This is a genomic window from Vreelandella nanhaiensis, assembly GCF_003990185.1.
Lineage (GTDB): Bacteria > Pseudomonadota > Gammaproteobacteria > Pseudomonadales > Halomonadaceae > Vreelandella > Vreelandella nanhaiensis.
Map to the genome: position 1 here is coordinate 67,719 of NZ_RZHF01000022.1, position 24,927 is coordinate 92,645.

General features: G+C 54.6%; 26 protein-coding genes. 15 read left to right on the forward strand and 11 right to left on the reverse strand.

Annotation, left to right across the window (positions count from 1 at the left end):
* Positions 1–6: 6 nt before the first annotated feature.
* The 3 genes from trpC to ELY38_RS14545 are packed head-to-tail and all read right to left on the reverse strand — an operon-like array spanning position 7 to position 2,465.
* A complete protein-coding gene (gene trpC / locus ELY38_RS14535; protein WP_127062965.1) occupies positions 7–810 on the reverse strand; it encodes an indole-3-glycerol phosphate synthase TrpC in 804 nt (267 codons plus the stop codon).
* 5 nt (positions 811–815) lie between these two features.
* Entirely contained in the window at positions 816–1,838 is a 1,023-nt protein-coding gene (gene trpD, locus ELY38_RS14540) for an anthranilate phosphoribosyltransferase (protein WP_127062966.1), read from the reverse strand.
* Between the two features lie 36 nt (positions 1,839–1,874).
* A complete protein-coding gene (locus ELY38_RS14545; protein ID WP_127062967.1) occupies positions 1,875–2,465 on the reverse strand; it encodes an anthranilate synthase component II in 591 nt (196 codons plus the stop codon).
* 226 nt (positions 2,466–2,691) lie between these two features.
* Here ELY38_RS14545 and ELY38_RS14550 point away from each other — a divergent pair, with 226 nt between their 5' ends.
* Entirely contained in the window at positions 2,692–2,889 is a 198-nt protein-coding gene (locus tag ELY38_RS14550) for a hypothetical protein (RefSeq protein ID WP_127062968.1), read from the forward strand.
* A gap of 80 nt (positions 2,890–2,969) precedes the next feature.
* On the opposite strand, the gene ELY38_RS19120 is transcribed toward ELY38_RS14550, so the two are convergent.
* A complete protein-coding gene (locus tag ELY38_RS19120; protein ID WP_185858994.1) occupies positions 2,970–3,131 on the reverse strand; it encodes a hypothetical protein in 162 nt (53 codons plus the stop codon).
* A gap of 303 nt (positions 3,132–3,434) precedes the next feature.
* Here ELY38_RS19120 and ELY38_RS14555 point away from each other — a divergent pair, with 303 nt between their 5' ends.
* Positions 3,435–4,349 (forward strand): metal ABC transporter solute-binding protein, Zn/Mn family, encoded by a 915-nt coding sequence (locus tag ELY38_RS14555; RefSeq protein ID WP_127062969.1) that lies wholly within the window; start codon positions 3,435–3,437, stop codon positions 4,347–4,349.
* A 20-nt stretch (positions 4,350–4,369) separates the two neighbouring features.
* Here the strand turns inward: ELY38_RS14555 and ELY38_RS14560 are convergent, their stop codons facing one another.
* Entirely contained in the window at positions 4,370–5,071 is a 702-nt protein-coding gene (locus ELY38_RS14560) for a phosphoglycolate phosphatase (RefSeq protein ID WP_127062970.1), read from the reverse strand.
* A gap of 176 nt (positions 5,072–5,247) precedes the next feature.
* Between ELY38_RS14560 and ELY38_RS14565 the strand changes: the two genes are divergently transcribed.
* Positions 5,248–6,546: an NAD(P)/FAD-dependent oxidoreductase gene (locus ELY38_RS14565; protein ID WP_127062971.1), complete on the forward strand. Its 1,299-nt coding sequence runs from the start codon at positions 5,248–5,250 to the stop codon at positions 6,544–6,546.
* Between the two features lie 10 nt (positions 6,547–6,556).
* Here the strand turns inward: ELY38_RS14565 and rpe are convergent, their stop codons facing one another.
* Entirely contained in the window at positions 6,557–7,252 is a 696-nt protein-coding gene (gene rpe, locus ELY38_RS14570) for a ribulose-phosphate 3-epimerase (RefSeq protein ID WP_127062972.1), read from the reverse strand.
* Positions 7,253–7,543: 291 nt separating this feature from the next.
* On the opposite strand from rpe, the gene cysP reads away from it, so the two are divergent.
* From cysP to ELY38_RS14595, 5 genes are all read left to right on the forward strand, one after another.
* The gene (gene cysP / locus ELY38_RS14575) at positions 7,544–8,554 is read left to right on the forward strand and encodes a thiosulfate ABC transporter substrate-binding protein CysP (protein WP_127062973.1); all 1,011 of its coding nucleotides are present in this window, start codon (positions 7,544–7,546) and stop codon (positions 8,552–8,554) included.
* Between the two features lie 9 nt (positions 8,555–8,563).
* Positions 8,564–9,418: a sulfate ABC transporter permease subunit CysT gene (gene cysT, locus ELY38_RS14580; RefSeq protein WP_127062974.1), complete on the forward strand. Its 855-nt coding sequence runs from the start codon at positions 8,564–8,566 to the stop codon at positions 9,416–9,418.
* Complete coding sequence (cysW, locus tag ELY38_RS14585; RefSeq protein ID WP_127062975.1) at positions 9,418–10,245, forward strand: sulfate ABC transporter permease subunit CysW; 828 nt, start codon at positions 9,418–9,420, stop codon at positions 10,243–10,245. Before cysT ends, cysW begins: the two co-directional genes overlap by 1 nt.
* Positions 10,242–11,336 (forward strand): sulfate/molybdate ABC transporter ATP-binding protein, encoded by a 1,095-nt coding sequence (locus ELY38_RS14590; RefSeq protein WP_127062976.1) that lies wholly within the window; start codon positions 10,242–10,244, stop codon positions 11,334–11,336. The genes cysW and ELY38_RS14590 overlap by 4 nt, the downstream gene beginning before the upstream one ends.
* A gap of 105 nt (positions 11,337–11,441) precedes the next feature.
* The gene (locus tag ELY38_RS14595; protein WP_127062977.1) at positions 11,442–12,035 is read left to right on the forward strand and encodes a YajG family lipoprotein; all 594 of its coding nucleotides are present in this window, start codon (positions 11,442–11,444) and stop codon (positions 12,033–12,035) included.
* Between the two features lie 21 nt (positions 12,036–12,056).
* Here the strand turns inward: ELY38_RS14595 and ELY38_RS14600 are convergent, their stop codons facing one another.
* The 3 genes from ELY38_RS14600 to ELY38_RS14610 form a co-directional block, all read right to left on the reverse strand.
* Positions 12,057–12,689 (reverse strand): thiopurine S-methyltransferase, encoded by a 633-nt coding sequence (locus ELY38_RS14600; protein ID WP_127062978.1) that lies wholly within the window; start codon positions 12,687–12,689, stop codon positions 12,057–12,059.
* Positions 12,690–12,735: 46 nt separating this feature from the next.
* Entirely contained in the window at positions 12,736–13,365 is a 630-nt protein-coding gene (locus tag ELY38_RS14605) for a TIGR04211 family SH3 domain-containing protein (RefSeq protein ID WP_127062979.1), read from the reverse strand.
* A gap of 80 nt (positions 13,366–13,445) precedes the next feature.
* Positions 13,446–13,775, reverse strand: coding sequence for a DUF1820 family protein (locus ELY38_RS14610; protein WP_127062980.1), 330 nt, complete (start codon positions 13,773–13,775; stop codon positions 13,446–13,448).
* 208 nt (positions 13,776–13,983) lie between these two features.
* Between ELY38_RS14610 and ELY38_RS14615 the strand changes: the two genes are divergently transcribed.
* The 3 genes from ELY38_RS14615 to ELY38_RS14625 are packed head-to-tail and all read left to right on the forward strand — an operon-like array spanning position 13,984 to position 18,067.
* Entirely contained in the window at positions 13,984–15,207 is a 1,224-nt protein-coding gene (locus ELY38_RS14615; RefSeq protein WP_127062981.1) for an ATP-grasp domain-containing protein, read from the forward strand.
* A 30-nt stretch (positions 15,208–15,237) separates the two neighbouring features.
* Positions 15,238–17,280: a hypothetical protein gene (locus tag ELY38_RS14620; RefSeq protein ID WP_127062982.1), complete on the forward strand. Its 2,043-nt coding sequence runs from the start codon at positions 15,238–15,240 to the stop codon at positions 17,278–17,280.
* Positions 17,281–17,308: 28 nt separating this feature from the next.
* Positions 17,309–18,067 carry a TlyA family RNA methyltransferase gene (locus ELY38_RS14625; RefSeq protein WP_127063051.1) on the forward strand — a complete coding sequence of 253 codons (759 nt, stop codon included), beginning with the start codon at positions 17,309–17,311 and terminating at the stop codon, positions 18,065–18,067.
* Here the strand turns inward: ELY38_RS14625 and mscK are convergent.
* Complete coding sequence (mscK, locus tag ELY38_RS14630; protein WP_127062983.1) at positions 18,064–21,465, reverse strand: mechanosensitive channel MscK; 3,402 nt, start codon at positions 21,463–21,465, stop codon at positions 18,064–18,066. The genes ELY38_RS14625 and mscK overlap by 4 nt on opposite strands.
* 108 nt (positions 21,466–21,573) lie before the next feature.
* Between mscK and ELY38_RS14635 the strand changes: the two genes are divergently transcribed.
* The 4 genes from ELY38_RS14635 to ELY38_RS14650 all read left to right on the forward strand — a co-directional run bounded on the left by ELY38_RS14635 (position 21,574) and on the right by ELY38_RS14650 (position 23,716).
* Complete coding sequence (locus tag ELY38_RS14635) at positions 21,574–22,608, forward strand: phospholipase A (RefSeq protein WP_127062984.1); 1,035 nt, start codon at positions 21,574–21,576, stop codon at positions 22,606–22,608.
* 94 nt (positions 22,609–22,702) lie between these two features.
* Complete coding sequence (locus tag ELY38_RS14640) at positions 22,703–23,035, forward strand: ElaB/YgaM/YqjD family protein (RefSeq protein ID WP_127062985.1); 333 nt, start codon at positions 22,703–22,705, stop codon at positions 23,033–23,035.
* Positions 23,035–23,442: a phage holin family protein gene (locus ELY38_RS14645; RefSeq protein WP_127062986.1), complete on the forward strand. Its 408-nt coding sequence runs from the start codon at positions 23,035–23,037 to the stop codon at positions 23,440–23,442. The genes ELY38_RS14640 and ELY38_RS14645 overlap by 1 nt, the downstream gene beginning before the upstream one ends.
* Positions 23,414–23,716, forward strand: a complete 303-nt coding sequence (locus ELY38_RS14650) for a YqjK family protein (RefSeq protein WP_127062987.1) — start codon at positions 23,414–23,416, stop codon at positions 23,714–23,716. Before ELY38_RS14645 ends, ELY38_RS14650 begins: the two co-directional genes overlap by 29 nt.
* Before the next feature lie 24 nt (positions 23,717–23,740).
* On the opposite strand, the gene ELY38_RS14655 is transcribed toward ELY38_RS14650, so the two are convergent.
* Positions 23,741–24,925 carry a BaiN/RdsA family NAD(P)/FAD-dependent oxidoreductase gene (locus ELY38_RS14655; RefSeq protein WP_127062988.1) on the reverse strand — a complete coding sequence of 395 codons (1,185 nt, stop codon included), beginning with the start codon at positions 24,923–24,925 and terminating at the stop codon, positions 23,741–23,743.
* Positions 24,926–24,927 lie beyond the last annotated feature (2 nt).

Consider the following 24,927-nt stretch of genomic DNA (forward strand, 5'->3'; position numbering starts at 1 on the left):
AGGGGATTAGAAAAAGAGCTTTTTAAGCGCCTCGCCTGGATCGGCCTGGCGCATAAAGGCTTCGCCTACCAAAAAGCTATTTACCTGATGGTCACGCATCAGCTGCACATCGTCTCGGGTATGGATACCCGATTCGGTAATCACGGTAACGCCTTGTGGAATTTGTGAAAGAAGATCCAGCGTGGTGTTCAAGCTGGTATCAAAGGTATGCAGGTTCCGGTTATTAATCCCTACCAGTGCCAAATCAAGTTTCAGCGCCCGGCTCAGCTCATCGGCATCGTGTACTTCTACCAGTACATCCATTCCCAGCTGATTGGCCTGCTGGTGCAGGTCTCGCAGCTTGGCATCATCCAGCGCGGCCACAATCAGCAAGATGCAGTCGGCACCAATGGCTCGCGCCTCACAAACCTGATAGCCGTGGGTAATAAAATCCTTGCGAATAACCGGCAGCTCACACGCATCACGTGCAGCAATCAGGTAATCTTCATGGCCCTGGAAAAAGTCAGCATCGGTTAATACCGAAAGGCATGCAGCGCCGCCATGGGCGTAGCTTCTGGCAATATCAGCGGGGTGAAACTCTTCGCGGATCACGCCTTTAGAAGGAGAAGCTTTTTTAACTTCCGCGATAACCGCCGGATCACCTGCCGCAATACGTCGATCAAGCGCCCTGATAAAACCACGAGGCGCGCTCTGCCTGTCAGCAAGCGCGATCAGGTCCGTTTCTGGAACCGCCTGACGCCGCTCGGCGACCTCTTGATCCTTGCGCGCTAGAATCTGCGTTAAAATGGTAGGGGTTGCCTGTTGAGTCATAGCGGTCACTTACTCTTAAAAACGCTGGTGAAGTGCGAAAGCTCTCTGAGCTTCTCAAGCGGTAATTTAGACGCCTGGGCATCCTGGGCGATCATGACGCCTTCTTTCAAAGTATCGGCGACGCCAGCACAATAAAGGGCGGCGCCTGCATTTAATGCCACCATATCGGCTGCTGGCCCTTCGCCACTCAATGCCGCCTTTACCAGCCGCAGGCTGTCCTCTGCATTGGCTGCCTTTAAGGTTGCCAGGCTCTGACGCTCAATTCCAAACTCTTCCGGCGAAACGGTGTACTGGGTAATCTCACCCTCTTTAAGTTCAGCCACCCGCGTCGGGGCTGCCAGGGAGATCTCGTCCAGTCCATCTTCTGAGTGAACAACCATGACGTGGCGACTGCCCAGCTTCTTCAATACCTCGGCCATCAACGGCACAAGCTCAGGCGCATAGACCCCCACCACCTGATTAAGCGCGCCCGCCGGGTTGGTCAATGGCCCCAGGATATTAAACAGCGTGCGCACGCCCATTTCACGGCGCGGGCCAATGGCATGCCGCATCGCCGGGTGATGGTTAGGCGCAAACATGAAGCCCACCCCCACCTGCTCGATGCAGCGAGCCACCTGAACAGGTTTAAGGTCCAGATAAATACCTGCAATATCAAAAAGGTCGGCGCTGCCAGATGAGGATGACACGCTGCGGTTACCGTGCTTGGCCACATGGGCGCCCGCCGCCGCCGCCACAAAGCTCGATGCGGTGGATACATTAAAAAGATTGGCACCATCACCGCCGGTGCCCACGATATCGACGATATTTTCAGCATTAAGCTCAACACGTCGCATCAAATCACGCATTACCTGGGCGGCAGCACTAATCTCCACAGCGCTTTCACCTTTCATAGCAAGCCCCACCAGCAGGCCGCCCACTTGGGCATCGGTCGCTTCGCCAGTCATTATCTGGCGCATCAAGGCGTGCATAACATCGAAAGGGAGGTCTTCACGGTGTATCACCGCATTAATTGCATCTCGCATTTGCATGAGCAGAGGAGCCTCTAAAGCGTGTGAACCAGGCAATCAGCCACGTTTCAAAAAATTAGCCAATAGCTCGTGGCCTTGGCGAGTCAGTATTGATTCAGGGTGAAACTGCACCCCTTCCACATCCAGTGTGCAGTGGCGTAGCCCCATGATCAAACCGGGGGTAACGTCATCGTCAGCGGTCCAGGCAGTTACTTCCAGGCAGTCAGGCAGCGTTTGTCTATCCACTACCAGAGAGTGATAACGAGTGACTTCTACAGGGTTATGCAGGCCTTCAAATACGCCCTGATCAAGGTGTACAACCAACGACGTTTTACCATGCATTACCTGGGGTGCGCGAACCACCTGACCACCAAACACTTGGCCAATTGCCTGGTGCCCAAGGCACACGCCCAAAATGGGCAGCCTACCTGCAAAGTGGCGAATAGCCGCCATGGAAATACCAGCTTCATCTGGCGTGCAAGGTCCTGGGGAAATCACCAGATGCGTTGGCGATAGCGCCTCGATCTCCTGAAGGCTGATCGCATCGTTACGGTGCGTTACTACCTCCGCCCCCAATTCTCTTAAATATTGGACGATATTGAAGGTGAAGCTGTCATAATTATCCAGCATCAAGACTTTTTGAGCCATAAGGTTCTGATTACCTTAACAGTTGCGTGGCAATCAATGGCATGTCACCCAGCCAGCTTACCCAGGTAGCTCATTGCTTGCTTTTTTACTTGGTAACAGATGATTGTATCGCTAGGCGGGCTTAATCGCCACGCCCGCTGTGCTGTAACCAATTTTTTTACTGGATTAACGGTTTGCTCAACGCTGCACTATCTTGAATAGCAGGTCTGTAAAACAGGAGCACAACATGGACAAGGCAATTATTGATGCTATTCGAGAAAAGGAACAGTTGCCTGACAGCATGACGGACAGTGAGATAGCCAGAGAATATAAGGGCACCTACACCGCTGCCAGAGCAGCCATTAGCCTGGATCACAAGCCGCTTGACCAAGTGATTAACGATTCCATGGCAAAGATTTTTCCCTTTATGCGTAAGAAAAAATGACGCGTTTCCACTCTATGTTATCCCATAGCAGCAAGCCGGGGCCTGCTGCTATGGCGTTGCCTTGGCCTGTAGTATCCCAACTAGCCCAGAGAGTTCTCATTAAGGCGTTTGGCCTCATCCTCGGCTTCCTGACGGGTGGGATAGGAGACCACCGAGGTAAAATCAGCCTCAGAGTCATCGGGGCGTGTATCGATAACATGAAACTCACCGTCACGTTCCTGCACCTTGTAAAACTCGCTCATTCTTTTGCTCCTTGGATGAAAGAGTCCCAAGGGTAGACCACATTTTTACAACCTTCCTGGTGAGAAGCTCGCGCCGCGCTTTGGAAGTCATAAGCAACATACCCACTGGTTATGCAGGCCTGCCTTTATATTTTCCTTCAACCACCTTCAGGCGAGCTAACTGCCGTCTTTCAGACCATCACTTACACAAAACTTATACCATAAATAACAACAGCTTATGATTAGTTTTTTAAACTCCATGGAACTAGCTATTGGCTGCGGTAGTCTTTATTATCTTGAGCCTTTAAATAAGTGGAGCGTGAAATGCATAAGCGAGTGAACCGGGTCAGCACGCTCTTGCTAGTTATTCTATTGAGCGCATCACCACTGGCCAACGCTTCATCATTTAAGGTTATTGCCTCTTTTTCCGTCCTCGGGGACCTGGTTAAACGTATTGCCGGCGAGGATATCAGTGTCAGTACGGTGGTACCGGCGGATGCCGATGTTCATAACTGGGAGCTGACGCCGCCCAATGTGCTGGCCATCGAAGAAGCCGATATCATGTTCTATAACGGTTTCGGGCTTGAGCCATGGCTGCGTCATGTTAAAGCCATGTCAGACGACTCGCTTACCCTTACCTCCGTTGCTGAAAACGCGGATTTCGCCCCGCTTCCCATCACGACCGGGCAATACAAAGGCGCGACTGACCCGCACATGTGGATGGACCCGCAAGGAGCCGCTGCTTACATTGAGGTGATCGCTCATACGCTAGCAGAACACTATCCGGATAAGGCCGATGCATTTCATGCCCGCGCCGAGGAAGCTTACCTGGCGCTACAGACCCTCGACCAGACGATTGAAGAGCGCCTGGACGGCGTGCCCAACACCAACCGGTCACTGTTTACCAGCGAGGGCGGATTTAGCTATTTTGCCCGCGCCTATAACCTTGAGTACTCGTCCATCTGGGGCCTTAATCATGAAACTCAGGGCAACGCCCTGGCAATGGCCACAATGAGCCAGCGCCTGGCTGAAAAGCGCGTTCCTGCCCTGTTTTATGAAAGCACGGTGAGTTGTATTCACGCAGACTCCCTGGCCCGCGAAACCGGTATTTCACTAGCAGGCCCCCTTTATGTGGACTCGCTTAGCCCTCAGGACGGGCCCGCTTTTAATTACACGACCATGCTGCGCTATAACGCCGAACTTATTCATGAAGCGCTGGGTGGCGCAAGGCCTGAGTAACCGCGTCCTTCTAAACGCCGTTAAGCCAAACCGATACGGTCCCAAGCGGTAGCCGGGCGCACCAGTTCAAGCAGCGAAGACAGCACGATATCGGGTTGGCTAAGCTCAACGGGTTCACCGTGGTTATAGCCGTAAGGGAGTGCCAGCGTTGCAAACCCTGCGGCCTTGCCCGCATTGATATCATGGCGTGAGTCTCCCACCATCAGGCATTCATCTGGAGAGAAACTGCCCGCTTCAGCGACGTACAGAAGCGGTAGCGGTGATGGCTTCTTCTCTACCAGGGTGTCTCCTCCTATGCAGTGCGAAAACCACGCATTCAGGCCAAAGTGTTCAAGAATCGGCGCGATAAAACGCTCAGGCTTATTGGTAATCAGCGCCAGCGTAAAACCTGCGCAGTAAAGTTCTTCAAGCGCTGTTTTCACGCCGGGATAGAGCTTGGTCAACGCATTAGGCGCTGAGCCGTAATGCGTCATGAAGGCCTGAAAGGCCCGCGCCTGAAGGTTGGCTTCAGGCGGCTGCTGCACGGCCCAGGCCAATGCCCGCTCAACCAGCATCGGCGCGCCATTGCCAACCCAGTCACGCACCTGCACTTCTTCAGGAACGGGCAGGTTAAGCTCGCCCAGCGCTTTTTGCACCGCTATCGCAAGGTCGGGCACCGAGTCGACCAACGTGCCATCCAGATCAAAGGCTATTAGCCGCTTCCCATGTAATATGGCGTGCACTTACCTACTCCCTGAAATGCTGACTGATGAGAACGTTTTGTCACGACAACAGTCATGATGCCAACGCCATTGTATGATGCATTCACTCAATATCTTACTGTTCCAGTGGTGCTAATGCATTAGTCAGACGGGCGTGAAGCTTCTATGCTCAAGCTAGCTTAGCCAAGGAGAAACCAATGGCCATACCTCGAATTGTTATTGTCGGCGGCGGAGCTGGCGGTCTAGCCCTCGCCACCCGGTTAGGGCATACACTAGGAAAACGCAAACGCGCCGAAATCGTTCTGCTGGATCGCAACGCTACCCATGTATGGAAACCCTTGTTGCATGAGCTTGCCACCGGCATCTTGAACTCCACCATGGATGAGGTCGACTTTCGCGGGCATTCGAGTGCACATGGCTACCGCTACCAGCGGGGCTCCCTGTCCGGGCTTGACCGCGACAACAAGACCCTCAACCTCGCAGCTATTCTGGATGAAGACGGCGAAGAGGTGCTGCCCGAACGTACTCTCACCTACGACTATCTGGTGCTCTCTTTAGGGAGCGTGTCGAACGATTTCGGCACCAAAGGCGTGGCCGAGCATTGTCACTTCATCGACTCGCCTTTGCAGGCCAAGGCCTTTCAGCGCGACATGATCAACACCTTCCTGCGCTATACCGACCCGACGCTCAGAGAGCACACGACCCTCAGCGTCGGTATTGTGGGCGCCGGCGCCACCGGCGTAGAGCTTGCCGCCGAGCTTCTGGATGTCACCCGTTTGCTCAATGCCTACGGCGTGACCGATGTCGACAACAATCAGATCAGCGTTCACCTGATCGAAGCGGCGCCGCGTATTCTGCCCGCGCTTTCCGAACGTATCAGCCAGACGGTTCACAAGGAGCTTGACGAGCTTGGGGTCAAAATTCATGTGGAAACCGCCATTGAAGAGGCCAAAGAGCACCAGTTGGTGACCAAGGATGGCGTGGTGATCAAAACCGATCTCAATGTGTGGGCCGCGGGTATCAAGGCGCCGGATTTTCTTGCCGACCTAGGGCTTTCGGTGAACAAGAAAAACCAGGTGTGCGTCGAGCAAACCATGCAAAGCGTGGACGATACGAGCATCTTCGCCATGGGTGATTGCGCGAGCTGCCCTCAGGAGGACGGCTCAACGGTACCGCCGACGGCACAAGCGGTGCGCCAGCAGGCCCGGGTGTTGGCCGACAACCTAGGCAAGGCACTGGAAGGCAAGCCGCTCAAGCCTTTCAAGTTCCGCAATAAAGGCTCACTGGTATCGCTTGCCCGTTACGATGCCGTCGGCAACCTGATGCGCAGCGGTGCCTCCCGGGGGCTTTTCCTTGAAGGTTGGCTTGCGCGCAACGCCTACGCCTCGCTCTACCGTATGCATCAGGTTTCGATCCATGGCGTACCCAGAACCGGGCTTACCTGGGTGGTGGACAAGTTGAATCGCTACCTCAAGCCACGCATGAAACTGCACTAAAGCGCCTGGTTCAGACCTGAGCCAGCGCCGCGCGCATCTTCTGAATGACGGAATCGAAGCCGTGCGCGTCACCTTTCTGGCGGGCATTGAAAATCGCCGAGCCAGCCACGAAGGTGTCCGCGCCAGCGGCGGCGATCTCGGCGATGTTATCCACCTTCACGCCCCCATCGATTTCCAGGCGAATCGGCCTGTTTGAAGCATCAATACGCGCCCGCGCTTCGCGCAGCTTGTCCAGCGTACCGGGGATGAACGACTGCCCACCAAATCCGGGATTCACGCTCATGAGCAACACCATGTCGATCTTGTCCATGACGTAGTCCAGATAAGACAGCGGGGTCGCCGGATTGAAGACCAGGCCAGCCTTGCAGCCACCATCACGAATCAATTGAAGCGAGCGGTCGATATGCTCTGAGGCCTCAGGGTGAAACGTAATATAGCTGGCCCCTGCCTCGATAAAATCACTGATCATGCGATCAACCGGCTTGACCATCAAGTGCACATCAATAGGCGCGGTCACACCATAGTTACGCAGCGCCTTGCACACCATGGGGCCAATGGTCAGGTTAGGCACATAGTGGTTGTCCATGACATCAAAGTGAACAATGTCTGCTCCAGCGGCCAGCACGTTATCCACCTCTTCTCCCAGGCGGGCAAAATCAGCCGACAGAATTGAAGGGGCAATTAAATAATCATGCGTAACGCTCATGGCACACTCCTGATTAACCGTTAAAAGAGGGGATAACCGGCTTGTGCAGGATACAAACCTAGTAATGCCCGTGTAAAAGTGGGCATTTTAACAGAGCGGGTTAAAAAAACAGGCGCTGTTTTATCGCGCTAAAGCTCACGCACTAAAACCCGATCACGCAAGAGTAACTGAGCACGCAACTTCGCACAGCATTATTCCCAAAAAGAATATAAACCAATATTGTAATTCCATATTGTCAGGTTTATCGTATGCCCATTGCGCCCAAACCGCTAACCGCTTAAGGAACCTATCATGACGTTACCTGCCTTTTTCCGCCGCAGCGTGCTAGCCATTGCCCTCGGTGCCAGCATTGCCACGCCCGCCATGGCACAAGAGCGTGAGCTTTTGAACTCGTCGTATGATATTGCCCGTGAGCTGTTCAGCGCGATCAATCCCGAGTTTGAAGCCTGGTGGCAACAAGAACACGATGAAGCAATCAGCGTTAACCAGTCGCATGGCGGCTCCTCGGCGCAGGCGCGCGCTATCATGCAAGGCCTGCGCGCTGACGTAGTCACGTTCAATCAGGTCACCGACGTGCAAGTACTGGCAGACGCTGGCCTGGTTGCCGAAGACTGGCAGCAGGCGCTTGAAAACAACGCCTCGCCCTACTACTCCACCACCGCATTTCTGGTACGCAAAGGCAATCCCAAAGGAATCGAAAGCTGGGACGACCTAGTGAAGGAAGATGTCAGCATGGTATTCCCCAACCCCAAGACATCGGGCAACGGCCGCTACACCTATCTGGCTGCCTGGGGGTTTGCCGATAAGGAATTCGACGGTGATGAAGAGCGAATTCAGGAGTTCATGCGCACCTTTCTGAGTAACGTATCGGTGTTTGATACGGGCGGCCGCGGCGCGACAACGAGCTTTATTGAACGTGGTCTTGGCGATGTACTGATCAGTTTCGAATCCGAGGTCAACAACATTCGTAACGAGTACGGCAGCGATGACTACGAGGTTATCGTTCCGCCGATCAGCATCCTTGCCGAGTTCCCGGTTGCGGTGGTCGAACAGAATGCCGAGCGTAACGGCAATAGCGATCTGGCTCATGGCTATCTTGAGTTTTTATACCGTGAAGATACACAGCGCCTGCTGGCCGGCTTCAACTATCGCGTTCACGATGAAGCCGTGGTGGAAGAGTTTGCCGACCAGTTCCCGGAAACCGAACTGTTTAACGTAGAAGATGTGTTCGGCAGCTGGGACGAAGCGATGGAAACTCATTTTGAAGGCGGTGCCCTTCTTGATCAACTGCAGCGTCGTTAATCGATCATCATGAATCAACGTGCACTACGATTAACCGGCAACACGCGAGTGTTGCCGGGTTTCGGCCTTTCTATGGGTATCAGCGTGCTGTTTATTTCGCTGGTACTTTTACTGCCGATCACGGGGCTTTTCGGCCAGCTTGCAGGCCTAAGCCTTGCGCAGTACTGGGCAATCATTACCGAGGGCCGCGTAGTGGCAAGCTACATGGTCACGATCGGTGCCGCGGCGGTGGCGGCATTAATCAACGCCGTTTTTGGTCTGCTGCTCGCCTGGGTACTGGTGCGCTACGAATTTCCCGGCAAACGCCTGCTGGATGCCCTGATGGATTTGCCCTTTGCGCTCCCGACGGCCGTGGCCGGTATTACACTTGCCACCCTTTACGCCGGAAACGGCTGGATGGGCAAACTGCTTGAGCCGTTAGGTTTTCAGGTTGCTTATACCTGGGTGGGCATCGCTCTGGCCATGGCGTTTACCAGCATTCCGTTTGTCGTGCGCACCGTACAGCCTGTGCTTGAAGACCTGCCTGCCGAGGTGGATGAAGCCGCCATGTCACTGGGTGCCACCGACGCCATCGCCTTTCGCCGGGTGATCATGCCGCACTTGTGGCCAGCCCTGGTAACCGGCACTGGCCTTGCGTTTGTGCGCTCTCTGGGGGAGTTTGGCGCGATCATCTTTATCGCGGGCAACATGCCGTATGAGACCGAGATCACCGCATTGATGATTTTCGTCAAGCTGCAGGAGTATGACTACGCGGGTGCCTCAGCAATTGCCTCTGTGGTGCTGTTTGTATCGCTTGCGTTGCTGCTAGCCATCAATATCTGGCAGGGCCGTTTTGTCCGCCGCCTGCATGGAGGTAAAGGCTAATGCGTCGAATTGGTGATGCACCGGCCGTCAAGCGCCTGCTGGTTGGCGCAGCCCTTGTCCTGTCGGCGCTGTTTCTCCTGCTGCCGTTAGTAGCCATTTTTGCTCAGGCGTTTTCTCAGGGCATGGCGGTTTTCTGGGCCAACGTCAGTAACTACTTCACCCTGCACGCCATTGGCCTGACGCTGGGTGTGGCGCTTCTTACCATTCCCATCTGCCTGGTGTTTGGTGTGGCGCTGGCGTGGCTGGTTACCCGCTTCAGCTTTCCAGGCAGGCGTATTTTGCAAACGCTGATCGATATCCCGTTTGCCGTATCGCCGGTGGTAGCCGGGCTTATCTATTTATTGCTTTACGGGCGTAACGGCTGGATTGGCAGTTGGCTGGACGGCCATGATATTCAGCTGATGTTTGCCTGGCCGGGCATTTTAATGGTCACCGTATTTGTCACCTGCCCTTTTGTAGCACGCGAGCTTATACCATTGATGCAGGCCCAGGGCTCTCGTGAAGAAGAGGCAGCCGCCACGCTGGGCGCCCGCGGATGGACAACATTCTGGCGGATAACGCTACCCAATATTCGCTGGGCGCTACTCTATGGGGTGATCTTGACCAACGCCCGGGCCGTGGGTGAATTTGGTGCCGTATCGGTGGTTTCAGGGGCCATTCGTGGGCAAACCAACACGCTACCCCTTCATCTTGAACAGCTTTATCAGGATTACAACGCCGTTGGCGCTTTTGCCTGCGCCGCACTGTTGGCCTTGATCGCCCTGCTCACTCTGGCGGCCAAGGCAAGTCTTGAATGGCGCGCATCGCGTCGGGAGGCGCTCTTATGAGCATTCGCTTAGAGAACATTGCCAAGCATTTTGGCAATACGCAGGCCTTGGAGCCCGTGAACCTAGATATCTATGAGGGCGAGCTAGTCGGCCTGCTGGGGCCGTCCGGGTCAGGCAAGACGACACTTTTGCGTATTATTGCCGGCCTTGAAAGCGCTGACCGCACCGCTCAGCCCAGCAGGATCATGTTTGGTGAACGCGATGTGACCCAGGTACATGTACGCGATCGGCGCATTGGCTTTGTGTTCCAGCACTATGCGCTGTTTCGGCATATGAGCGTCTATGACAATGTCGCTTTTGGCCTGACCGTCATGCCCAAAAAAGAGCGTCCTTCAAACGGTGAGATCCGCGCCCGCGTGTTTCGCCTGCTTGAAATGGTTCAGCTTGAACATTTGGCCAAGCGCTACCCAGCCCAGCTTTCCGGCGGCCAGCAGCAGCGCGTTTCGCTTGCCCGGGCGCTTGCGGTAAAACCCGACGTGCTATTGCTGGACGAGCCGTTTGGCGCGCTCGATGCTAAAGTACGCCAGGATCTGCGCCGCTGGCTTCGTCGTCTGCATAGCGAGCTTAACTTTACCAGTGTATTTGTTACCCACGACCAGGAAGAAGCGCTGGAGCTTTCCGACCGAGTGGTGGTCATGAGTAACGGGCGCATTGAGCAGATCGACGCACCGGATACGCTCTACCACTCGCCCAAAAACCGCTTTGTGTTTGAGTTTTTAGGGGATGTGAACCATTTGGAAGGCAGCGTCAATAACGGCGTTCTAACCTGCGGTAATGCCTATTTGCACGTTGACCTGCCTGATGGCCCTGAAGAGCTGTTGCTGCGTCCTCATGAAGTCCGTCTAGCCGAGCAGGCAAGCGACACCTGCCACCTGCCCGTGGTCGTCACAGCGATTTCTCCTGTCGGCGCTGAAGTACGCGTTGAGCTGGAAGCTGACTGGCTGGCCAAACCTTGGCTTGCCACTGTACGCCATGCAGATTTTGAGCGCCTAGCCATGAAACGCGGCCAGCACCTCTTTGCTCATCCACGCCAATGGCACCGGTTTGAAGAAAACACTCAAAGCGCAGCCCGACAGACGCGCACAGCATAAGTTTTCCTCAGTGTTTAGAGGGTAAGCTACTGGCGTTTTAAGGATAACAACGGCATAGTTTGGGCGGCTAGTTGTTGAAACAAACCGTTACTGCGGAGAAAAAACATGCTTCGGCGTCAGTTCTTACGTTTATCAGGCGCGCTTTTGGCAGGCGCTTTGTTAGCAGGCTGTGCAAGCCCCCAATACCTTCAGCTCAGCCCGGAGCGCAGTGCCAACGTACCGCAAACCGGTTCAGGCCAGCAAGTAACCGTGGTTGCCGTGGATGCACGGGAACGTGAGGTCATCGGCACCCGTTCGGGTGGCAATATGTCAACTGCACAGATCACCGTCAGCAGCCACGAGTTGATCCCCACGCTGCAGGCCGAAGCCGAGCGCGCGGTGCGTGACATGGGCTTTAATCCGACAACAGAGCAGGCTCAAGGCCGCCCAATGCTGACCCTGGAACTTGCCAGCCTGAACTACGGCCAAGGCAACAGCGGCCAGCCCCTTGTGGATGAGGCACGCATTGAAGGCGTGTTCCGCGCGATTGCCAAAAACAAGGGCACAACCTACACCGGCACTTACACGTCACGGCGTACCCAGGGCTATGCCGTCAAACCTGGCGAAGATGCCAACACTCGCATGCTGAATGACCTGCTCAGCGATGGTTTGAACCGAGCATTCAGCGACCCGGAACTAGGCCGCCTGCTCGCTCGCTAATATGCTTGTGCGGGTCATCGGTTATGCCAATGGCCCGCGCCGCGTAAGCGACCATACCGACTCCGCCCGGCCCCGTTCATCGGGGCTATTCTCTTCAAGTAGCGTCACGCGAAAGTTGGCGGTAAATAGCTGGTGTATTTCCGTGTCAGGCACGCTATAGGGTGGGCCTGCGCCATGATCAGGATGCGCAAGGCTGACTAAAAGCCCCTTCGCCCCCGGTGGAATCAGTTGGGCCAGATGGAACGCATAGCGCTCACGCGTGGCGGGCGGTAAGGCAATCAGCGAGGCACGATCATAAAAGGCGCCTATTTCTGCCGCCTCCTGAATGTGCAGGTGAAAAAAATCCCCACACCAAAGCTCTACGCTACCCTGGCGCGAAATATCAAACCCAGCCTGGGTATAGCGTGATACCGGCACTTTGCTTTGGGCCAGAAATTGCTCGATGGCTTCCGGCGCCAGCTCAACCCCCAGCACCGGATGTCCAGCTTCTGAAAGCCAGCGCATATCCAGGCTCTTACCACATAACGGCACCAGTACTTTCGTACCCGGCGCGATGGCCAGGCCCGGCCAGTGCTTCGCCAGGGCGGGATGGGTATGCTGCAAATGAAAACCGATACGGCCTTCTTGCCAGCGCTGTCGCCAGGAAGTGCTCATGGGGCCACCCTTCTCTCTTCTATGCAGCTAACACCCGCCTATACAGTTAGAACCAGCGATCACGCTTTTTACGCCGACGCGGCAAATGTGGCACGATAAGCCCGACCAGCAAGCCAGCGCCAGCCACACCGCCGCCATACATGAAGTAGCGCATCAGCAGATCTTCCTCCTGGGTATCCAGCCGTGCCTGAAGCGCACGCACCTGCTGACGCGACTGTTCGGCTTCGTTATCAAGCTCGTTATTGCGTGCTTCAAGGTCAGCAATGCGCTGCTCGCGCAGCTCCAGCGTTTCGGTCATGGAAGAGGTACGCTGCTCCCAGGTATCGTTAATACCATCAAGCTCCGCGGTAAGCTCATCGACCTGGGCCTGCAGCTCGGGTAACTGCTGACGGGCACTCGGCGTCTCCTGAAGCTCACGGCTTAGTACCCACACCGTATCGCCGCTTTGGCCACGCACACGTGAGTAATCGCCGCTTTCTTCCAGCACTTCAACCTGCTCCCCCGCGTTTAGGGTGCCAATGATGCGGTAACCATCGGTGGGGCCACTGCGTACATACGTGCTTAGCTCATCACTTACCCACGCCTGGCTGTCAGTTTGCGCCGTTGCCTGAACGCTAACCACACTCAGCAATACACTGGCAGCGATATTAGAAAAACGAAATTTATCTGCTTGCATGACGTCATGTCCTGATTAAAAAAACGCTGCATGGCGGACGAAGCCACCAGCGCTTACAGCGCCGCGCCTGTCTTGGGCGCTTACCCTTCGCTACGCGGCGGTAGAGTAAAGGGACGAGGAAACTCAGCGACTCGGGCATCGCTTTTAACAGCCTTCAAAGGGCCTTCACGCTCCACTTCATCAATGCGCATAATGGCATTTAATGGGAGGTAGCTACGTTTGACACCCTCGAAGGTTCGCTGCAACTTTTCAGTTGCAGGATCCACGACCACACGTGATGCATCGTCAAAGACAAACTCCTCGACTTCAATAAAGCCCCAAAGTTCGCTTTGAAATATCTCTCGAACGTATAAATCCCAAATTTCACCCTGTTGGTGAACCACCACCCGGTATATCGGCTTGGCCGCCATCTTGGCCTATTCCTCTTGCCACTTGAACGTAAAATTTTCCGGCCTAGCGTACCATAACCTGATCAGGCGAGCCTTAGCTGGCGTACTTCAAAACGTTAATAAACGCTAACTGATGCGTTAACAGCTTACTAATTAGCCGATATCCCAAGCATCGTGTAGGGTGAAGAGAGAGACAAGGCATTACACTCACTCCATAGGAGTAACGGTTATGCAAAAGGATCCAAATAAAGGCTATATTGCGCTGCTGGGCTGGAGCCTAAACGCCATCGAGGCAGCAGAAAAATTTGACCGACGCTATATCGTAGTCGCGCCTGAATGGGCTGAAGAATATTGCCGAAAGCATGAAATCCCTTACGTATCATGGAACTTCGAACGCCTTAACGACCGCTCCTTGGAGATCGCTGTAACGCTTAAGGAAAAAGGAGTGAACGTGGCGATTCCATTATTTGAAGAAACAGTCGAATGGGCCGGCGCCATTAATTCCGTTTTGCTTGATAACCCAAGGCTTTATGGTCAATCGCTGTTGCTGCGTGACAAGGCCTTGATGAAGCGTCGTGCCCAGCTGGGCGGCATTCGGGTAGGCATCTTTGAAGAAGCCCACGATAAGGAAGACGTCGTTCGCTTTTTAAAACGTGTTAATCAGACGCTGCTCAAGCTCGATGGTGACCCTAATGATCCTATTCATCTCAAAGCTTTTGATAAGGCTGGGTGCCTTGGCCACCGTGTGATCCGAACCCCGGATGAAATCGACGCTATCCCTGATGAAGAATTTCCGGTGCTGATGGAATCGCATCTGGACGGTTGGGAATTTGCCGTTGAAGCCTGGATTCATGATGGCAAGATTGCCTTTTTGAATATTTCCGAATACGTCACGCTCGGCTACTCGGTCTTTGTCCCCGCTTCTCCCGAGCTTGAAAGGTACCGCGAGCAGATCACGACCCAGATCGAAAAACTCATCAAGGCCTTCGATATTGAATTCGGCCTAATTCATCCGGAATACTTTGTAACCAGCGACGGTGAAATGTATTTCGGCGAAGTGGCCTATCGTCCGCCTGGCTTCAAGGTCTTTGAACTGCTTGAGCGCGTTTATGGCTTCAATGCCTACCAAGCCTCCATGCTGGTCTTTGATCCCAGAAGCACACCCGAGGAAGTGGCAGCCTTCTTCCCCAAAGAGGTGGTCGATGCCAACGGCTTTGCGGGCTGTTTTGGCGTGTATCCACGCCGCCGGGTGGTCAGCCGTCTGGAAATACCTGAAGAGACCGAGGATCATCCTTATTTCGAGTCTCATGAGTTAACACCTCCCCTTGAAGAGACGGTCACCAAGCGCACCGCCTTTGGCACGCACTGGGGCCTCATTTACTTTAAAGGCGATGATGCCCACACCTTGCGCGACCTTCTCAAACACCAGGAAGAACTCGACTTCTATGTATAATGGCGGCTGTTTCCGGGCCAAGGAGCCATTGTGACGCTTCCCAACACGTCGCTTCCAGACGACGCAGGCAAGCTTGACGAGCTGCTCATAAAGTTTGATGAAGCCCTTGAGCTGCTGAATCAGGCGCCTGCTTTTTCAAAGGCCTCTAAATTGCCTCGTGTACTGGACACGGCCCGCCGTGTGCTACTGCAGCACAGCGGCTGTAACGCGCTTGAAGCACGTGCATCGGCGATTGAGAACGCTGGCGTTTTTGCAGGCTCTGACTGGGAAACGCCTCAATACCTGCTACCTGCCCTGACCACGTTTTCGCTGAAAAGCGCCGATGCGAATGTAGTAGTCATCGAAGCCTTGAGTGAGCTGCGCCTGTTAGCGGTTGCCACGGGCAGTTATCAACACGCGCTACTTTCTCAGGAATATGCACGCCACTACCTCACTCAGGTAATGGCTATTAATCTTGGGCTACTGTTTGGGGCGCCAAGTGAAGCCGAGCGGGAAACCCAAGGGCGGCTTGCCACCATCCCCCGCTCTCTGTTCAGCCACCTGGCTGAGCGCATTGGCTATGAGCACGTCGTTGACCAGTTGATAGATGAAATCTGGCGTATTTTGAAACAACGGCCCATCCAGGTAGACGCTATCAAGCAGATGATTACCCAGATTGCGCTGTGCCAGGCCAATCCGGAAATCGATCTCGGCGCCAGCGGCCAGGGAGCTGATCGGCTGGTAAGCTCGCTCTTTGGGCCGACCCAATCCTGTCGCGAAGACCCAGGCGTGGATATTTACCGCGAACGCCTCGGGCGCATGGATACCACTGCTTTACAGGCTGAAGCCATGGGCTTTGCTCGCGCCATGCACGATACCGGGCTGGTATCGCCTTATCACGCGGTACTCATGCGCTACCTGGTGGATGAAAGCGACTACCTGCTGACCGAGGCCTTGGGGCTTTCATCGACCGGGCGAGATTGCCTGCTTTGCTACCGAGAGCTAGTACATGCCTTGATTCGGGGTGGCATCTACCCGGCTACCGCCCAGTCAGTTTATGGGCTGGCCTTATTGCTAGAGCGGGGCATTCTTTATCAGCCTCCTGTCGCACCCGCCATGTGGCGCCAGCTCAATCTGCCGCTTTCTGACTGGACCCAGGCCCGGCTGAATCTAACTTACGGTGAAACGGCAACGCCCCGGGCCCGGTTGATTGAAGGTGTGCTATGCATGCTCGGGTTACCGCTGGGGGTTGGTCAGGGCAATAACCCTACCTGTCAATCGGCCAGGGCGCTCTCCATGTGGGCGTATAACGACCCTGACTACCTGCTGCAAATGGTCGCTTGGGCGGCGCGCGATGATGAAATCATCATGCATTTTGAAGGCCAGCCTATCTCCTCCAATGAAAGCCAGTCAGGCGTGGCCTCTGAGCTTCCTATGGACCTTGATCCTGTCTCGCTGATCGTGGTGCCTCACCTGGACCGGGTATATGCCGAAATGGGTAGGCGCTGCATTGGTCGCGAAGGCGATCCTCACCGTTGGGTCAACCCCGAATTCCATGGCTGGTGGTCAGGGCGCGGCTTTTGTATCAATGTGGATGTCGCGACCGGGGAGCTAATCGACATTGACACTTTTATACGTCACTTTTATGCCTGTTATCATCCCTATTACAATGGCAACCAGCCGCTGATTCACCCACAACCAGCGGGCATTGCAGTTACCAACAGTGCCGCTCGCTTTATCGGTTGGCATGCGATCACGATACTGCGGGCGTCACTCGACCCGTCAGATGTCATGCGTCTGTATTTTTATAATCCCAACAACGACAGCGGTCAGGATTGGGGCGATGGCGTGATCGTCAGCACTGCCGGTAACGGCGAGCGTTTCGGGGAGGCTTCACTGCCTTTCGATCAGTTTACGTCGAGGCTGTATATCTACCACTTCGACCCTCTGGAACACGGAGAGCTTGCGACGGTGACCGAACACGAACTGGATAGCGTCAAGCAGTATCTCTATCGCAGCTGGGGGGCATCCCGCGTCCCAGATGCCGAGCTGCAGGCCAAAAATGATGCCCACTTGCCACTTAACAAGGTATAACCGCGCGTTTAACTAACCCATGTCTTCTATGCTACGACTTGATCAACTTCTGGTCAGCCAAGGGCTGGCCAATTCGCGTACCCGTGCCCAACGCCTTATTCGCCATGGCCGGGTTCGCCTGGCATCCCCTTCACGCGTTCTTACCAAGCCTTCTGAAAAGTGGCCGATTGATACCCACTTCGAGATCGAGGATGATCCGGAGGAGCGCTACGTTTCCCGAGCAGGCCTGAAGCTTGAAGGCGTATTGACGGTGTTAAACAGGCGGCTGGAAGGAAAGGTCGTACTGGATGTGGGGCAATCTACCGGCGGATTTACCGATTGCGCGCTGCACTTTGGTGCCCGCCACGTGATTGGTGTTGAAGTCGGCCATGGGCAGCTTGCCGAAGCATTGCGTCAGGACCCTCGGGTCACCTGCCTGGAAGGCCTTAACGCCCGTCACATGAGCATCGCCGTCCCGCTACATGAGGCAATCGCCGCCTACCCGGTCGATATGGCAGTGATGGACGTATCGTTTATTTCCCAAACCCTGATCCTGCCGGAAATTGCCGCGCTGCTGCCCGCGGGTGGCGAGCTAATCTCGCTGGTAAAACCGCAGTTTGAACTGACACCCGGCGCGCTGGATAAGCGGGGTGTGGTTCGCAAGCCCGCTTACTTCAAGGAGGTTGAAGATAAAATTCGGGCCGCATGTGATACCTGCGGGCTGGCTATACATCACTGGCAGGAAAGCCCGATTACCGGAGGAGACGGTAACCGGGAGTTTCTACTACACGCGCTTAAACTCGCTTAACTCAAAGTAGGTGGCGGTAGTTTTTTGACAGACTGTACCTTGGCAGCGTCTCCTTGGTCACGGTGCAGCCATACATCCACCTGCTCAAACGCGACGCGCACTCCCGCCTCGCGGAAAAGCTCATCCACCCGGCAGTTGACTTCATCGGCAGCAAACAGACGATCTACCAGGTCATTTACAAAGATGCGCAGCTCAAAATTGAGGCTATGGTTCCCGTAACTCAGGCAGAACACCTGCGGCTCAGGGTCTACCAGCACCCGCTCGTTTTCATCTGCAGCCTGGCGTAAAAGCGTATGCACCTTGGCCAGGTCAGACCCATGGGCAACGCCGTAGGTTAGCACCACCCGAGTAATATTATCCGATAGCGACCAGTTGATAAGCTGGTCGGTCACAAAGGTTTTATTGGGGATAATGATCTCTTTACGGTCAAAGTCCGTGACCGTCGTGGCGCGTATCCGAATACGGCTCACGGTGCCGTGCAGGTTACCCAACGTAATGGTATCGCCGATACGGATGGGGCGTTCAAAAAGAATGATCAAACCTGAAATAAAGTTGGCAAAAATTTCCTGCAAGCCAAAGCCCAGCCCCACGCTAAGCGCGGCTACCAGCCACTGCAGCTTGTCCCAGGAAACCCCTAGTGTTGCCAGTGCCATTACTACACCCGTCCCCACAATGGCATAAGACAGCAGTGAGCTGATGGCATAAGCACTGCCCTGCTTGAGGGCCAAGCGTGAAAGCACCATCACTTCCAGAAGCCCTGGCAGGTTGCCGGCCATGATAATGGTAATGGCAACAATCAAGAGCGCAGTGAATACATCGGAAATCGACAGCGCGTTGCCAACCAGATCCCCCTCTTCGGCATCCCACAGCGAAACGTGATCCAGATACCCAAGCACTGACAAAAGATCAGACCATACCAGGTATAAAAGCGCGCTAAAGCCAATCAACAAAATCAGCTTGGAAAGGCGCAGCGATTGAGAGTTGATTTTCTCCATATCCAGCGGCGGCTCTTCCACTACCTCAAGCCCCCCTTCAGCTCCCTCCTGCACCTGGGCACGGCGACGGGCAAGCGCGCGCCGGTAGGCTAGGCGCCGGGCGGCAACAGCTAGGCTGCGCACTACTGTTGCCTCAACCACAATCCACAGCCCTAGCAGGTAAAGCGTAATGGCAAAGCGGCCCACCAGACGTAGCGCCGTATATTCATACCCCCACACCACCAGACCTAGCAGCACCAGCGGTATGGAAGCCATGGCAAGCCCTAGCATCAAACGAAACAGGCGAACGCCAAAAAATGGGATATGCGACAAGATCAGTTGGCCAAGCCACCAGCTCATGGCCAAAAGCCCGGTGGTAATCAGCGCTAAAGCGACGGGGCGCTGGGCTAAGGGCGTCTCCATCTGCCCCGACATGGCCGCAATGGCAACTACCGGCACCAGGGCAACCCCCAGCCCGCGCAGCAATTCGCGAAGCCGCGCATTGTAATTGCTCGACCAGGTAAAATGGCGTTCTGCCACGCCGTCAGACACCAGCAGGCGGCGCCCCCAGGCAACGACTCCCCAACTTAGCCCCAACTGGAGCAACGCCGGCGCTACACTTTCTGCAAGTGACCCTTGAGTATTCTGCAGCCCAACGCCTATACCCGCCAGTGCGAGCGGGCCAGGGATAGCCAATAAAGCGTTTAGCAACACAGCCTTGGGGGTATGCAATTGAGTGTCGCTTTTGAGACGACCAATCTGTGAATGGATAGCGGCCAGACGCGCTTTGATACGTGGCCGCAAGCCTAGTAACAGCAGGCTGACGAGTATCAGCGGAGCACCGCTTAACACTTGCCAGGAAAGCCCCTGCCAGTGGTACGGCAAAATGGCCCGCCACTCACCCTCTCGCCACTCCTGACGTGTGTTATTGGGCAGCTGGCGTAGCCAGTTGATATCCAGTGGGCGGCTATTGGCAACCCAGAACAGCTGCTCGTCTATAGTGGCACGCAATTCACGTGTGGTGGTTAAAAGCTGCTGCTGGTTAAGCTGTAGCTCAATGGCTGCGCTCAAAAGGCTGCCATAGGATTGCTCCAGCTGTTCGACCAGCTCCCGGCGGGACTGATAAAGCCGGGAAAGCGAACTGACCAGACCTGGCGTTACCTCAAGACCGGCTTCTTCCAGACGCTGGGTGGCCAGACGCTCTCCCTGGCGCAGCTGGTCGCGCTGGCGAATCAAGTCAAATTGCTTCAAGCGCAGATCTGCGATTTCATCCTGTAAATCTCGGCGCGGCATAATCGAGGGCAGCGACTGGCGCTGTTCGCGTAAAATACGCGATAGCAACTGGCTACCGCGAATGGCGTCAATCTGCTCATTCAGACTGCGTTGCAGCTGGCGTACGTGATCCAGCTGGCGCTGCGCTTCGATATTCTCACGCACAATGCTATTGGCCCGGTCCGTGGCGCGAAGCAGTTCCAAACTGAGTTCCTGGTTGATCTGTTGGGCACGTAATACTACCGGATGGCCTTCGGCAATCAGCGGATCATCCCTGGCCGCGTCGGCAATAGCCTGCTCTGACTGAAGGCGTCGCTGCCGATCGATCGCGCCTTGCAGCAGGTTCAAACGCTGCTCCTGCTGATCAATTTGCAGTGATAGCAAATCGCGACGCTGTTGGGCGAGTTCGCGCAGTCGACTGTTGGCGCCAAGTTCTCGCTGGTTAAATGCAACTTCACGCTCCGCCAAGGCACGCTCCAGGCGCAGCTGGATGAGTTGGGCATCGTTCGCCGCAGAGAGCTGCCGGTCTGACAATAGCGCTTCACGCTCGTCGTGCTGGCGGCGCAAGGTTTCCACGCGCTGTAGCGCATCGGAAATAGCCTGCTGAGCGCGTTCGGGTAACGTTTGTGCCGCCAGCAGCTGGGAATTTACTTCAGCCAACTGGCTTTGCAGCTGCTGAAGTGCAATTACCGCGTTGCTCTGCTGACTTTCCAGCTCATCCAGCGGCGTATCGGTTAAGCTATTGACGGATAGCTGTTGATTGTTATCTTCAAGCTCGTTGAGCTCGCGTTCCAGCTGAATCAGCTGTTCAGGCGCTTGCTCAACCCGTTGGTTAAGCGCATCCAATCGCTCATTAATGGCATCCAGACGTTCGTAGGTTTGCAGAGCAGCAGTTAAGGCATTTTTATCCCGTTCTTGCTGGGCAGTAAGCTCGCCTTCGGGCGCCTCCAGTTCTGCCAGGCGAGTAGTAAGCTCTTCCTGAGAAGGTACTTGATCAATTTCAACGGCTGCCTCAGCATAAGTACCGCAACAAACGACTAACAGACAAAGCGTATAAAGCCTCTTTACTAACCAACCACTGGTGAATCTAACCACGTTGGATGCGCCCCTCAACAGACACCAAGTAACCCGCCGATACGGAATAGCCGCCATTGTCAGGTGTTATATTGATAAGCGCAATGAAGAGAAGTTGACTTACACGCACAGCGTGTATAGAAACAACGCTGAAAATTGTTTCCCTTCATTTTGCGAGCCACCTAGATGGTTACCCGAAAACTGCTGTTTGTAAGTTTAATGGCTTTATTAAGTGCTGACGCGCTGAGTAGCGCTGCCTTGGCCAACTCACAAGAGGAAATTGAGGCGCGTATCCGTGAGCTTAATAGCGAGCTTTACCAACTTCGCCGACAGCTACATGACGCTAAAACCTCGGATAATACTTCGTCAACAAGCATATCTTTTGATATGCAGCCGGAAGAAATTGCCCGTGAAGACCTCAATGAACGCCGACAGTGGGAGCAGGAATCCACCCGTAATCCATTTGCGGTTACCACTCACCGCACTAACTATCTCTTCCCTATTAGCTATAACTCCAGGCAGAATGAAGAGAACTTCAAAAATGTCTCCACCGATTCATCGCCCGGCAGCAACGAAGTCAAGTTTCAGTTGAGCGTCAAGGTGAACCTGGCCGAAGATATTTTTGGCGAAGTGGGTGACGTGTATTTCGGCTACACCCAGCGTAGCTGGTGGCAGGCATATAATACCGATGCCTCATCCCCCTTTCGGGAAACCAACTATGAGCCCGAAATCTTTATTGATTTTGATAACGCCTGGAGTGCATTGGGCTGGGTGAATACGCGTAATCGTGTCTCCTTCAATCATCAGTCCAACGGGCGCTCAGACCCGCTCTCGCGCAGCTGGAACCGGGTTTATCTGGAAAGCACTTTCCAGCGTGGCGACTGGGCTCTGACATTGGCCCCGCATTGGCGGGTACCGGAGTCTGATAGCGATGACGACAATCCGGATATCGAACGCTATATGGGCTATGGCGACATACGCCTTGCCAAACGGCTCAACAACAATCACGAAGTCAGTGCCCAATGGCGCGGCAACCCCAACGCAGACCACCACGGTGTGCAGCTTGATTACAGCTGGCCTGCCTTTGGCAACTTGCGTGCCCACATGCAGTACTACTACGGGTACGGGGAAAGCATGATTGACTATGACAACAGCGTGCACCGTTTGAGTATCGGTTTTAGTTTAAACCCTCTGTTCAGTGCAACAGGTTTGAATCGCTAAGGCAATGGAACCAATCGTAAAATAGCCTTGCCTATCAAGTGTTGGCTGCTATGCTGATATAGGTTAAATCATTCATTCGTCAAAGGAAGACACAATGGCTAAACGTCAATTCGGTAGCGACTCCCGTGCAGACCAGCTCAAAGAAGATCTACGCCACCTGAGCGACACGGTTGAAGAGCTGGTTAATGCGACCTCCAAGGATGCCAGTGGCGAAATGAACGATTTGCGTGCCCGTGCTGAAAGCCGCTTGAAAAAGGCACGTGCGCAGCTGGAAGCTCGCGGCGAGCGCCTTTATGAAGACACTCGCGAAACACTTTCCGAGCAGGTTGACTGCTGCGACCGCTACGTGCGCGAAAACCCCTGGTCTAGCATTGGTATTGGTACTGCCATTGGTGTTCTGGTAGGTATGCTGCTCGGTCGTCGCTAATGTCTCTGGGGCCAACCCAACGCGTATTTTCCGCCGCCAAACGCCTGCTGAAATCACTGGTTGCTAACAGTGAAACCCGCCTGCGTTTGGCGGTTTTAGAACTTGAGGAAGAGCGCGCACGTCTTTTGACCCTGATACTGCTGGCGGGTGCCAGCTTATTGCTTTTACTGCTGGGAGTCGCCACGCTTACTGCCTTGGTAGTAGTCATTTTCTGGGACTCTTACCGGCTATTAGCGATTGGTGCCAGTGCAGGCGTACTGATTGGGGCAAGTCTACTCTTGGCATTTATAGCAGCTCATCAGGCCAGGCAGCATACGCTGTTAAAAGAAACGCTTAAACAGCTGGCAGCTGACCGTGCCTTGCTTGAGATGAGAAACGATGACGAAGCAAATCGACAAGAGCGCTGAGCCATTAAGCCGCGCCGAACGTAAAGCGGCTTTACTGGCTCAATTAGAGCAGCAGCGCATTGATATATTAGTTTGTAGCGAGTATTTGCAACGCTCAACCTCTCCGCTTGATCAGAACTGGCGCAATTTCAAGCTGCCGCTTTATGCGGCTGGTGGCTTACTTGCGTATAAATTTGTGCAACGCCCGGGGGGCATAATGGCAGCGGCCCGTAAAGGGATGGCAGGATATATGCTGTTTCGCAAGTTCAAGCTACTGACTAAAATTGCGACCTGAGTTTGCTAGGCTGCTCATTGCAGCCTAGCAGGCCTGCCCACAGGCCACGCCACTCGCCCAGGCCCATTGAAAGTTATACCCACCCAGTTCGCCCGTCACATCCAGCACTTCGCCAATAAACCGCAGCTGAGGCACATCCTTCACCTCAAAGGTTTTCGACGAAATCGTTTCCGTGCTAACCCCTCCCATAGTGACTTCTGCCGTGCGCCACCCTTCTGTACCCGCCGGTTTGAGCTGCCACTGATTCAGCCGATAGCCCCACTGGTCCAACTCATCATTACTGTACTGAGCCAGCGGTTTGCTTACGTAGGTATCGGGATACCATTCAAGCAGTGCCTGTGCAAAACGCTTGGGGAAACGCTCGCCTAGCCAGGTTGATACTTGGCGTTTAGGGGTGGCATTACGTGCATGGCGCAGTGAATCGGCGGCATTTTCAGAAGGTAATAAATCAAGCTCGATGGTGCCGCCCGGCTGCCATACGCTGGATATCTGCAGCATGGAAGGTCCTGATAACCCACGATGGGTAAACAACATGGGTTCAACAAAGCGCCTTTCGCCACTACTTACAGCCACTGGCAAGCTAACACCCGATAGCTCGGCACATCTCGCCTTCCACGCATCACTCAAGGTGAAAGGCACTAGCCCAGGCCGGGTAGGTAACACCTGCAGGCCAAACTGGCGAGCCAGTTCGTAACCAAACCCGGTGGCGCCCATGGTCGGGATCGATAGACCGCCACTCGCTACCACAACCACACCAGCATCCACTCTACCCAGCGATGTCGTCAGACGCATGGCGTCGCCTTGCCGTTCCACACGGGTAAGCTGCGTTTGTAGCCTGATTTCAACACCGGCCCATTCACACTCGGTTTGCAGAACGCGAAGTATCTCTTTGGCTGACGTGGCACAGAACAGCTGCCCTGGTGCCTTTTCCACATATTCCACGCCGTGCCGGTCAACCAGTTCGACAAAATGTTCTGGGCGATAGCGCTTGAGGGCCGAAATACAAAAATAGGGGTTTTCTGAGTAAAAGTGCTGAGGTGTCGTTCCAAGGTTGGTAAAGTTACACCGCCCCCCGCCCGACATGAGTATTTTTTTACCGGCTTTATTAGCATGATCAAGCACCAGCACACGCCGTCCAGCGTATCCTGCCTGTGCTGCACACATTAAGCCTGCAGCACCTGCGCCAATAACCACGACATCATAAACCATAA

What these genes read in the sequence shown, in the direction of transcription:
- mscK (WP_127062983.1), bottom strand. Translation starts at nt 21,465, where the DNA reads ATGGCGGCTATTCCGTATCGGCGGGTTACTTGGTGTCTGTTGAGGGGC.
- ELY38_RS14595 (WP_127062977.1), top strand. Translation starts at nt 11,442, where the DNA reads ATGCTTCGGCGTCAGTTCTTACGTTTATCAGGCGCGCTTTTGGCAGGC.
- ELY38_RS14600 (WP_127062978.1), bottom strand. Translation starts at nt 12,689, where the DNA reads ATGAGCACTTCCTGGCGACAGCGCTGGCAAGAAGGCCGTATCGGTTTT.
- trpC (WP_127062965.1), bottom strand. Translation starts at nt 810, where the DNA reads ATGACTCAACAGGCAACCCCTACCATTTTAACGCAGATTCTAGCGCGC.
- ELY38_RS14655 (WP_127062988.1), bottom strand. Translation starts at nt 24,925, where the DNA reads ATGGTTTATGATGTCGTGGTTATTGGCGCAGGTGCTGCAGGCTTAATG.
- ELY38_RS14610 (WP_127062980.1), bottom strand. Translation starts at nt 13,775, where the DNA reads ATGGCGGCCAAGCCGATATACCGGGTGGTGGTTCACCAACAGGGTGAA.
- ELY38_RS19120 (WP_185858994.1), bottom strand. Translation starts at nt 3,131, where the DNA reads ATGAGCGAGTTTTACAAGGTGCAGGAACGTGACGGTGAGTTTCATGTT.
- ELY38_RS14650 (WP_127062987.1), top strand. Translation starts at nt 23,414, where the DNA reads ATGACGAAGCAAATCGACAAGAGCGCTGAGCCATTAAGCCGCGCCGAA.
- ELY38_RS14590 (WP_127062976.1), top strand. Translation starts at nt 10,242, where the DNA reads ATGAGCATTCGCTTAGAGAACATTGCCAAGCATTTTGGCAATACGCAG.
- rpe (WP_127062972.1), bottom strand. Translation starts at nt 7,252, where the DNA reads ATGAGCGTTACGCATGATTATTTAATTGCCCCTTCAATTCTGTCGGCT.
- ELY38_RS14605 (WP_127062979.1), bottom strand. Translation starts at nt 13,365, where the DNA reads ATGCAAGCAGATAAATTTCGTTTTTCTAATATCGCTGCCAGTGTATTG.
- trpD (WP_127062966.1), bottom strand. Translation starts at nt 1,838, where the DNA reads ATGCAAATGCGAGATGCAATTAATGCGGTGATACACCGTGAAGACCTC.
- ELY38_RS14565 (WP_127062971.1), top strand. Translation starts at nt 5,248, where the DNA reads ATGGCCATACCTCGAATTGTTATTGTCGGCGGCGGAGCTGGCGGTCTA.
- ELY38_RS14615 (WP_127062981.1), top strand. Translation starts at nt 13,984, where the DNA reads ATGCAAAAGGATCCAAATAAAGGCTATATTGCGCTGCTGGGCTGGAGC.
- ELY38_RS14625 (WP_127063051.1), top strand. Translation starts at nt 17,309, where the DNA reads ATGCTACGACTTGATCAACTTCTGGTCAGCCAAGGGCTGGCCAATTCG.
- cysP (WP_127062973.1), top strand. Translation starts at nt 7,544, where the DNA reads ATGACGTTACCTGCCTTTTTCCGCCGCAGCGTGCTAGCCATTGCCCTC.
- cysT (WP_127062974.1), top strand. Translation starts at nt 8,564, where the DNA reads ATGAATCAACGTGCACTACGATTAACCGGCAACACGCGAGTGTTGCCG.
- ELY38_RS14555 (WP_127062969.1), top strand. Translation starts at nt 3,435, where the DNA reads ATGCATAAGCGAGTGAACCGGGTCAGCACGCTCTTGCTAGTTATTCTA.
- ELY38_RS14645 (WP_127062986.1), top strand. Translation starts at nt 23,035, where the DNA reads ATGTCTCTGGGGCCAACCCAACGCGTATTTTCCGCCGCCAAACGCCTG.
- ELY38_RS14635 (WP_127062984.1), top strand. Translation starts at nt 21,574, where the DNA reads ATGGTTACCCGAAAACTGCTGTTTGTAAGTTTAATGGCTTTATTAAGT.
- ELY38_RS14550 (WP_127062968.1), top strand. Translation starts at nt 2,692, where the DNA reads ATGGACAAGGCAATTATTGATGCTATTCGAGAAAAGGAACAGTTGCCT.
- ELY38_RS14545 (WP_127062967.1), bottom strand. Translation starts at nt 2,465, where the DNA reads ATGGCTCAAAAAGTCTTGATGCTGGATAATTATGACAGCTTCACCTTC.
- cysW (WP_127062975.1), top strand. Translation starts at nt 9,418, where the DNA reads ATGCGTCGAATTGGTGATGCACCGGCCGTCAAGCGCCTGCTGGTTGGC.
- ELY38_RS14640 (WP_127062985.1), top strand. Translation starts at nt 22,703, where the DNA reads ATGGCTAAACGTCAATTCGGTAGCGACTCCCGTGCAGACCAGCTCAAA.